General features: G+C 40.5%; 13 protein-coding genes and 1 pseudogene. 8 read left to right on the top strand and 6 right to left on the bottom strand.

The window, feature by feature from the left end:
- The 4 genes from H6S82_RS12820 to H6S82_RS12805 form a co-directional block, all read left to right on the top strand.
- The coding region (locus tag H6S82_RS12820; RefSeq protein ID WP_191056282.1) for a valine--tRNA ligase at positions 1 to 2,139 on the top strand (2,139 nt) is incomplete at its 5' end.
- 76 nt (positions 2,140 to 2,215) lie between these two features.
- Complete coding sequence (locus tag H6S82_RS12815) at positions 2,216 to 2,536, top strand: DUF6883 domain-containing protein (protein WP_190466811.1); 321 nt, start codon at positions 2,216 to 2,218, stop codon at positions 2,534 to 2,536.
- Positions 2,537 to 2,552: 16 nt separating this feature from the next.
- Complete coding sequence (locus H6S82_RS12810; protein WP_190466814.1) at positions 2,553 to 2,774, top strand: DUF4926 domain-containing protein; 222 nt, start codon at positions 2,553 to 2,555, stop codon at positions 2,772 to 2,774.
- A gap of 101 nt (positions 2,775 to 2,875) precedes the next feature.
- Positions 2,876 to 3,325 (top strand): hypothetical protein, encoded by a 450-nt coding sequence (locus tag H6S82_RS12805; RefSeq protein ID WP_190466818.1) that lies wholly within the window; start codon positions 2,876 to 2,878, stop codon positions 3,323 to 3,325.
- Between the two features lie 37 nt (positions 3,326 to 3,362).
- Here H6S82_RS12805 and H6S82_RS12800 read toward each other — a convergent pair whose 3' ends face one another.
- The 4 genes from H6S82_RS12800 to H6S82_RS12785 form a co-directional block, all read right to left on the bottom strand.
- Positions 3,363 to 3,749: a type II toxin-antitoxin system VapC family toxin gene (locus tag H6S82_RS12800; RefSeq protein ID WP_190466821.1), complete on the bottom strand. Its 387-nt coding sequence runs from the start codon at positions 3,747 to 3,749 to the stop codon at positions 3,363 to 3,365.
- Entirely contained in the window at positions 3,749 to 3,988 is a 240-nt protein-coding gene (locus H6S82_RS12795) for a DUF2281 domain-containing protein (protein ID WP_190466823.1), read from the bottom strand. The genes H6S82_RS12800 and H6S82_RS12795 overlap by 1 nt, the downstream gene beginning before the upstream one ends.
- Before the next feature lie 231 nt (positions 3,989 to 4,219).
- Complete coding sequence (locus tag H6S82_RS12790; RefSeq protein ID WP_199315370.1) at positions 4,220 to 4,522, bottom strand: type II toxin-antitoxin system RelE/ParE family toxin; 303 nt, start codon at positions 4,520 to 4,522, stop codon at positions 4,220 to 4,222.
- Complete coding sequence (locus H6S82_RS12785) at positions 4,512 to 4,739, bottom strand: addiction module protein (RefSeq protein ID WP_190466826.1); 228 nt, start codon at positions 4,737 to 4,739, stop codon at positions 4,512 to 4,514. The genes H6S82_RS12790 and H6S82_RS12785 overlap by 11 nt, the downstream gene beginning before the upstream one ends.
- Positions 4,740 to 4,888: 149 nt before the next feature.
- Between H6S82_RS12785 and H6S82_RS33990 the strand changes: the two genes are divergently transcribed.
- From H6S82_RS33990 to H6S82_RS12775, 3 genes are read left to right on the top strand one after another with little or no spacing between them, the layout of a single operon-like run.
- Positions 4,889 to 5,014, top strand: coding sequence for a hypothetical protein (locus tag H6S82_RS33990; RefSeq protein WP_255512253.1), 126 nt, complete (start codon positions 4,889 to 4,891; stop codon positions 5,012 to 5,014).
- A 26-nt stretch (positions 5,015 to 5,040) separates the two neighbouring features.
- On the top strand, positions 5,041 to 5,259 hold the full coding sequence (locus H6S82_RS12780; protein ID WP_190466830.1) for a DUF433 domain-containing protein: 219 nt from the start codon (positions 5,041 to 5,043) through the stop codon (positions 5,257 to 5,259).
- Between the two features lies 1 nt (position 5,260).
- Entirely contained in the window at positions 5,261 to 5,581 is a 321-nt protein-coding gene (locus tag H6S82_RS12775) for a DUF5615 family PIN-like protein (protein ID WP_190466834.1), read from the top strand.
- A 232-nt stretch (positions 5,582 to 5,813) separates the two neighbouring features.
- On the opposite strand, the gene H6S82_RS33460 is transcribed toward H6S82_RS12775, so the two are convergent.
- Together H6S82_RS33460 and H6S82_RS12765 are read right to left on the bottom strand one after the other, a co-directional pair.
- Positions 5,814 to 5,930: a type II toxin-antitoxin system ParD family antitoxin gene (locus tag H6S82_RS33460; protein ID WP_242056929.1), complete on the bottom strand. Its 117-nt coding sequence runs from the start codon at positions 5,928 to 5,930 to the stop codon at positions 5,814 to 5,816.
- A gap of 144 nt (positions 5,931 to 6,074) precedes the next feature.
- Complete coding sequence (locus H6S82_RS12765) at positions 6,075 to 6,683, bottom strand: hypothetical protein (protein ID WP_206756864.1); 609 nt, start codon at positions 6,681 to 6,683, stop codon at positions 6,075 to 6,077.
- A gap of 199 nt (positions 6,684 to 6,882) precedes the next feature.
- On the opposite strand from H6S82_RS12765, the pseudogene H6S82_RS12760 reads away from it, so the two are divergent.
- Positions 6,883 to 7,115 (top strand): annotated as a pseudogene (locus tag H6S82_RS12760) (hypothetical protein); the annotation flags it as partial.

The raw sequence follows: 7,115 nt of genomic DNA, 5'->3' as shown, positions 1-7,115 counted from the left end.
AATTTGTGGCATTTCCGTTATCCGCTTTCTGATAATTCGGGTTATTTGGAAGTCGCAACAACTCGACCGGAAACGATGTTGGGTGATACTGCGGTGGCGGTGAATCCTAACGATAATCGCTACAAACATTTAATTGGGAAAACGGTGACTTTGCCAATTATGAATCGGGAAATTCCGATTATTGGCGATGAGTTGGTAGAGATGGAATTCGGTACTGGCTGTGTGAAGGTAACGCCAGCGCATGACCCGAATGATTTTGAAATGGGTAAGCGGCATAATTTGCCGTTTATCAATATTATGAATAAGGATGGCTCGCTGAATGAAAATGCAGGGCCATTTGTTGGGCAAGACCGTTTTGTGGCGCGGAAAAACGTGGTGCAACGGTTAGAAGATGATGGATTTTTGGTCAAGATTGAGGATTATAAGCATACTGTACCTTATAGCGATCGCGGTAAAGTTGCGATCGAACCTCTCCTCTCTACTCAATGGTTCGTCAAAATTCGTCCGATGGCTGACCAAGCGTTAGAATTCTTGGATGAAAAAAACTCGCCGGAATTTGTACCTCAACGCTGGACAAAAGTTTATCGCGATTGGTTGGTGAAATTAAAAGATTGGTGTATTTCTCGTCAATTGTGGTGGGGTCATCAAATCCCCGCTTGGTATGCTGTCAGCGAAACTAATGGCGAAATTACTGATAGTACGCCCTTTTTTGTAGCGCGATGCGGAGTAGAAGCCCAAGAGAAAGCAAAAGCTTTTTTTAATGGGAAAAAGCCATTCGAGCTAAAACAAGATCCAGATGTTCTCGATACTTGGTTTTCTTCTGGATTGTGGCCATTTTCTACTTTAGGTTGGCCGGAAAATACCAAAGATTTGGAATTTTACTACCCAACTTCTACCCTAGTTACTGGTTTTGACATCATCTTTTTCTGGGTTGCCAGAATGACGATGATGGCAGGATATTTTACCGAAAAAATGCCGTTCAAAGACGTTTACATTCACGGTTTGGTGTTGGATGAAAACGGTGAAAAGATGTCGAAAACCAAAGGTAATGGCATCGACCCGTTAGACTTAATTGATAAATATGGCACAGATGCTTTGCGTTTCACTTTGGTGAAGCAAGTAGCAGGTGCGGGTCAAGATATCCGCATGGAAGGATACAACCGCAAAACAGGCGAATCATCGGCGGTGGAAGCTTCGCGCAATTTCACGAATAAATTGTGGAATGCTTCTCGTTTTGCGATGATGAATTTGGAGGAACAAACGCCGCAACAATTAGGCGAAGCAGCAACAGAAAATCTGGAATTATCAGACAGATGGATTCTCTCCCGATATAATCAGGTTGTGCAGCAAACTGGCAAATATATCGAAAGTTACAGTTTGGGAGAAGCGGCGAAAGGTTTGTACGATTTCTTCTGGGGTGATTTCTGCGATTGGTATATCGAATTAGTGAAGTCTCGCCTGCAAAAAGATAGCGATGCTAATACTAAAAAGGTTGCCCAACAAACTATTGCTTTCGTGTTGGAAGGAACTTTGAAATTACTGCATCCTTTCATGCCGCATATTACGGAGGAAATTTGGCATACTCTCACTCAATCTGGCGAGGATAAATCATTGGCGTTGCAAGCTTTTCCAAAAGCAGATACAGCGCTAATTAATCCAGAATTGGAACAAGATTTCGATTTGCTAATTAACACAATTCGCACTTTGCGAAATCTCCGCGCTGAGGTGGATATTAAACCAGGTGCGAAAGTAACGGCAATCTTGCAAAGTGAAAGCGACAGAGAACGGCAAATCCTGACATCTGGCGAAAGTTATATTCAAACTTTAGCTAAGGTGGAAAATCTGACCATTACTCCTAGTTTGGATGGAGAAATCGGGCAGAATATGGCGGGTGTAGTTGGTACTGTGCAAGTTTTAATTCCGCTAGCTGGTATCGTAGATGTAGCAGCTTTAAGCGCCAAGTTGCAGAAAAAATTAACCAAAATAGAAGCGGAAATTAAATCAATTTCTGGGCGTTTAAGCAATCCTAATTTTGTGGATAAAGCTGCGCCGGAAGTGGTGCAAGCTGCTAGGGATGCGTTAGCGGAAGCACAGAAGCAAGCGGAGATTTTGCGCGAAAGATTGAAGCAACTGGGTTAATATGGTAGGGTGGGCATTGCCCACCTTACTTTAGGGGCAAAAACTTAAACTTTTAGATTTATCCTGAATTAAGCAAGTGACTTATCTCAATCCAAATGCAGTTATTCCTGAAGCAAAGCTGACAAGATATTTGCTAGTATGGAAACCAAAAGATGATAAGTCTGGGTTTTTAGCTCAAGCAGGATATACTCTTGATAACTGGCAACAACTTGAACGGGACTTAAGAAGCTTGCTGATGAATGAAGCTACTTTAGATAAAGAAAGTCCTTTTGGTAATATCTATAAGATTGAAGGAGTTTTAGTAGGTTCTAATGGAGTTAGTCTTCAAGTAGCGACTTTCTGGATTGTAGATTCATTTTCTAATGAGACAAGATTTGTTACACTTTTACCAAATTAGCTATAAGAGGTGGATTATGGAATTTGAAATGTTTTCCGAAGTAAGTTTAAAAGAAGATATTACTGAATACAATTTGCCGAAGGGAACTACTGCAATTATAGTAGATTATTGTCCAAGACCTGAAGGACAGGAAGATGGTTATGTTTTAGAGGTATTGAATGAAGAAGGTGAGGCGTTTGCAGTTATTGCAGTGGCAGTTTCCAAAATTGAACCGATAGCGGTAAGTATGTCTCGATAGGCGATCGCACTAAAATTGTAGGTGGGCAATACCCTACTGATACTAACTTTGTTCGGAAAGTGACCAAATTAAGGGATATCAGGGAAATAGCAAAAATCACAGTGAATGTTTTCTTACAAATCTGTTGGAAAGCCAACTTAAGTTATGGAGATGAATTAAGCCTTCATATTGGTGCAAGAATTCCTTACTCCCAAAAATCGATGGCTGGTAAAGAAAAAGGAGAGTGGATAGTAGGAACGCGAGGAAATCCTTGGAAACTTAAATCGGAAGGAGAAACTATTGTTACTTCTGAGGAAGATGCGGAAAATATTCGACAAAAAATTAAAGCGATCGAGCATAATCATATTAGTTGGTTTGTACCTACTCCAGAGTTAGGTTTTAATATGGGTTTCTCGAATGGATATGAGTTGATACTTATCCCAGAAATTGAGGATGATTCTGGTTTAGCATATTGGGAAATGTTTACTCCCAAAGATATGATTCTTAAAGTTAGGCCAAATGCTATGTGGTCTTATACTTGCATTACCAATATACCTACAGTTCCATGTTAACAAATAGTCCAATCTGTAAACTGTAGCTACCGCTTATTCATAGCCACATTCGCCGAACTGGATAAGCATCAAAAGCCACATCACGACTAATTAAAACTAGAGAATTATTCATCGCCTGTGCTACCAGAATGCGATCGAACGGATCTTTATGATACAAGGGGAGATTATAAAGCTGTATTGTATCTTTTAAGGAAATTGGCAATAGCTTAAATCTTGTAGATTGAAAGCTATATTCCATCTCATTAAAGTCAGATAGCAAAGAAAGTTTACCTATCTTAATCTTGATAGATATTTCCCAAAAACTCGCAATACTGACAAAAACGTTATCTGTATTTTCGATCGCATCTCGCAGCGAAACAGGTAAATTTGGATCGTCCTCTGCTAACCAAATAAAAGCATGGGTATCTAACAAAATAGAATTCATTACATATATTCCTCAAAATCTTGCAGTGGTTCATCAAAATCATCTGGCAAAGGCAAAACAAAAGTTCCTTTCATTGAACCCGCTAAAGGACGTTTATCAGCAATTTCTTGGGTTTGTTTGGTATTTTCTGGATAATTTGGATACTTTTCAAGCAAATATTCTGCATAATGCAGAAGTTCTTTCTTGAGATCATCTGGCATATTAACAACGATTTTCCATAAAGCCGTATCGGTAGTCATAATTTCTCCTTGTCAAAACAAAAACGTTCTTCTTCGGAATTGAGACTGATGCTCATAGAAAATTTTCTAGAAGTCGTCTCTATCATATCTTAGGAATACAGCAAGGGTGAATTGCGATCGAAAAGCGATCGCTACTTCTGCAAGCATCATGGGTACTTGCTGCGAAAAGCGATCGCTACTTCTGTAAACATCGCCTCGCTTGAGAATTGTAGGAGGTGCAAATGCAAATCCCTACGGCAGACGACTACGCCATTTCTGCGGATCTTGAGAGCAGTGAAAAACTGAGTAAACAATAATCGTATAGTTCACTTCTTCATAAAATATAACGTAAGGGAAGCGGCGAATTACAGCCCTTCGATAGCTCTCGTGAACTACCGGATACATCTCTGAATTTCGCCGTATAAATTGAATGCAAGCATCGACACAACGAAGGAACTCCTCACCCAAACCAAGTTCCTGTTCTTCATACCAAACATAAGCCTCCGCAACATCTTGTTCTGCTTCTGGGAGAATAATCAGATTTCTAAGCACCATAATTTTTGCTACGAATTCGTTCCTTAGCTGCCTCCCATGAACTTCCCGATTCTGGATTTTGCAAATATCTTGCTTTTCTCCTGGCAAGTTCTTCTTTTTGCCAGTCAAGTACAGGGATTCGATCGGGAAGCTCGGCAATGCTGTCCCATAAGTCTTCGACAAGTTGCAATTTTTCCGAGAGGGTTAGCTCAAAAACCTGTGTTAACTGTGGGTTCATGCTGACTTCACCGAGTAACTAGCAATCTAGTCTTAAGTCTATCACGCAGTTCAATGCGATCGCTATGTCACAAATACTCATTAGAAATACCTCTTGCATTTGTTTTCATTTTAACAGAAGGGTAATTGCATTGCGGTTGGCTAACCTTTTTGACGCATAGGGGAGAATTGCGATCGCTTTTCGATCGCTACTTCTGCAAGCATCATTGGTACTTGCTGCGAAAAGAAATCTTCGACTCGATCGTAGTAAGTTTTGCAGAGTTAGATAAAATATAGATACTAGAGTAAAAAGATAAAAGACCATGCTTAAAAACTCTTCTGTTATTAGCATATCTCCCGAAATTATGGGTGGAACTCCGGTTTTTGCTAGCACAAGAGTTCCGGTGCAGACACTCTTAGACTATTTGAAAGCGGGAGAGTCTATTGATGATTTTCTGGATGGATTTCCGACGGTAAATAGGGAGCAAGTTATCGCATTATTGGAAGAAGTTGGAAAACAATTTGTCAGCATGGTGGCATAATATGAAGCTTCTTCTAGATGAGTGCATCGATCGCAAACTTGCCAGAGAGTTTGTAGGCTACGAGGTGAAAACAGTTCCACAGATGGGATGGGCTGGCACAAAAAATGGACAGCTTCTTGCTCTTGCGGCGACAGAATTTGATATTTTCATTACAGTTGACCGTAACCTGTCATTTCAGCAAAATTTGCCAGATTTTGACATAGCAGTGCTTGTTTTGCAGGCATCATCTAACCGTTTGGCGGATCTGAAGCCTCTGATACCAAAGGTTTTAGCGGTTATACCTACAGCTATTAAGGGACAAGCTATAGTTATTGGCACATAGCGGTAGAGGTGGGTGTTGTCCACTACTTCCAGCAAGAGTGATTCGGAAAGTAGCTTCGCGAGAATGTTGATAACGTAGCGGCTCATTTTTGTGTCTGACGCCCTTGCTGGAAACGTTCTAAAATTTCGCTGACAAAAGTTTCGCCGTCAATGGGTGGTGTTCGATCGGTTGCTGAGATGGCGGCGTCAATTTTTGCTCGCACATCCTCAACATAAGCAGCATCGGCGCGATCTTATTCATCGAGCAATTGCAAGGCTATTTCTAGGATTTCTTGGGCCGATCGGTATTTCCCAGCTTGCAGCTTGGTTTGAATAAAACGTTCTTGTTCAGAAGTGAGACTGATGCTCATAGAAAATTTTCTAGAAGTCATCTCTATCATATCTCAGGAATAAAGCGCTTTTCAGGTGACTTTACATAGAAACCCGGTTTCTTGAAGAAAGCGGGTTTCTGGGGTCTACTTACCCAAAATTAATGCAAGTATTATTGATTTAAGTTACCTTTTAAAGTTCCTGATTAGGTACTCTCTTACATCTCGAAGCGTTTTTCCATCAGTAAGCATAGCCTTAGCAGTAGCTACGTAAGCGGGGCCACCATTCCCTCCTATCACTTCATTGTGTACACGCTGAATTGCTGCTTCAGAGAATTTGTCAATCAAATAAATTCTTACATCTCGAAGCGTTTTTCCATCAGCAAGCATAGCCTTAGCATCAGCTACGTAAACGCGGCCACCAGTCACTCCTATCACTTCAGTGTGTACACGCTGAATTGCTGCTTCAGAGAAGTTGTCAATCAAATAAATTCTTACATCTCGAAGCGTTTTTCCATTAGCAAGCATATTCTGAGCAGTAGCTACGTAAGCATTGCCACCAGTCACTCCTATCACTTCATGGTGTACGCGCTGAATTTCAGCAATGCCGGGACGACTAGAAGGAATTGGAGCTTGAGCAGTAAACTCTGTCACGTTGCATTGCATAGTAGGATCTAAATGTTGCCCCAACCCTCGGCAACGATTGCGTGCTTCACTAGGTAAAGATAAAAAAGTAACAACCGAAAGCGCTGATATCAAAACTATAGCTGAATAAGTAGTAATTTTCTTAAGCATTCTCTTGTTTCCTTTTGCCCTATGGAACTTTTCATTTCTCATGCTAGCTCTGCCCCTCAACGCCTGAAAAGCCGAAAAAGTGGGAAAAAGTTGGATCTTTCGTAAAGAAATATAAATAATTGGCATAACCACCCAAAAAAGTTGCAAAAAGTGGGAAAAAGTTGGATATAGTAACCATAACTACCTCATCTACCCACTTATGGACATTCCTCAGATATTGCAATCTGTCGATGAAGCTGTCTACGCCAAGACAAATAAACATCTGAATAACTTGCAACGGAGGATTATCGCGGGAATACTAAATGGTCAAAAATATGCTGATGTTTCAGAAAATTATGGTTATAGCGCCCAGCACGTAAAAAAAGCCAGTCACGAACTTTTGCAAATTTTATCTGATGTCTTTGGTGAAAAAGTAAAGAAAAGTAATCTTGA

Origin of the sequence: Planktothrix sp. FACHB-1355 (assembly GCF_014748295.1) — a bacterium.
Taxonomy (GTDB): Bacteria; Cyanobacteriota; Cyanobacteriia; order Cyanobacteriales; family Aerosakkonemataceae; genus Aerosakkonema; species Aerosakkonema funiforme_A.
This window is presented reverse-complemented; position numbering and strand designations above follow the sequence as displayed.